Source organism: Pedobacter sp. 01T416_2 (assembly GCF_056398925.1).
Genome location: NZ_JBFTQI010001150.1, coordinates 1 through 1,235, shown reverse-complemented (window position 1 = coordinate 1,235; position 1,235 = coordinate 1). Strand labels below are relative to the sequence as shown.

Genomic DNA, 1,235 nt, shown 5'->3' with positions numbered 1-1,235 from the left:
ACCTGCGGCATTGCTTTTTTATAGAACAGCAACAGGTTCTTCATTTTCTTTTCAAGCGAATCGGCATTACCCAAAACAATACGTTGATTACCTACCCTTGGGATCAGTTCGATGTCGTTTTTCTGATCAACCACAATCTGTTCGATCTGAGCATCCCAAAGGGTATCTTGCTTAATATACTGCGCAGTTTTATATAAATCTCTTGCCAATTGCGTATGCAGGGTATCAACTCTGCTTCCAAAAACCTCTGTAATATGCCCTGTAGCCACAAGCACATTGGCCGTGAAGTTTGATGAAATAGGCATTTTCAGTCCATCATTATCAATGTAAAAATCCTGCCCGTTCTCGTTCAATATGCGCAGAATAGGCTGACGTTGTTTTACTTCAATATGCAGTACCCCATCCATATCTACATATACTTTAGCAAAACCGATGTAAGGGTTAGACTGTAGTTTTTTCTCGATCTTATGAATATTGATATTCTCGAGATTACGACCTAAAAGAATACCTTGATCTTCTTTTAAAATGGCATCAATTTCTTCCCGCTCAATAAAGTTATCAGCTCCGGGAATCAGGATCTTAACATCGGTACATTTAACTGTCTGTTTCTTCACATTGATAAAACTCAAAAGCACCACCACCCCTGCCAAGCTGATCAGCCAGGCAAAGCCAGTAAAAATTGCGCTCCAGTTTATCCGTTTAAGCATTGTTTAAAGTATTTTTAAGGGGTTCGATAATCGTGTCGATATCTCCCGCACCTACTGTTAAAATTAATTCAGGTTTTGTGTCCTTAACATGCTGAACCACAAAATCTTTTCCACATATTTTTTTATCTACCAAAGTGATTTTATCCAATAAAAACTGTGCATTTATCCCTTCAAGCGGCAATTCTCTTGCGGGATAAATCTCCAACAGCATCAGTTCATCAGCCGTGCTTAAAACTTTTGCGAATTCATCAGCAAAATCCCTTGTCCGTGTAAAGAGGTGCGGTTGAAAAATCACCGTTAGCTTTTTATCTGGATACAACTGTCTTACCGCATCAAAACAAGCCCTCAGTTCTTCAGGATGATGTGCATAATCATCAATATAAATCTGATTGCCATTATTCACAATATATTCGAAGCGGCGTTTAACACCCTTAAAATTGGCAACCGCTTGTTTTACTTTTTCTGCATCGATACCCAATTGCAGCGCAATGGCAATGGCAACCGTTGTATTTTCGACATTGTGCTTAC

Annotated in this window: 2 protein-coding genes; both read right to left on the bottom strand. The window is 39.1% G+C overall.

Features of this window, described 5'->3' with window-relative positions:
* Window positions 1-707: cell division protein FtsQ/DivIB (locus tag AC1DPQ_RS28130; protein WP_477611624.1), on the bottom strand; the 707-nt coding region annotated here is incomplete at its 3' end.
* A partial coding sequence (locus tag AC1DPQ_RS28125) for a glutamate ligase domain-containing protein (protein WP_477611623.1) occupies window positions 700-1,235 on the bottom strand: 536 nt, incomplete at its 5' end. The genes AC1DPQ_RS28125 and AC1DPQ_RS28130, both read right to left, overlap by 8 nt.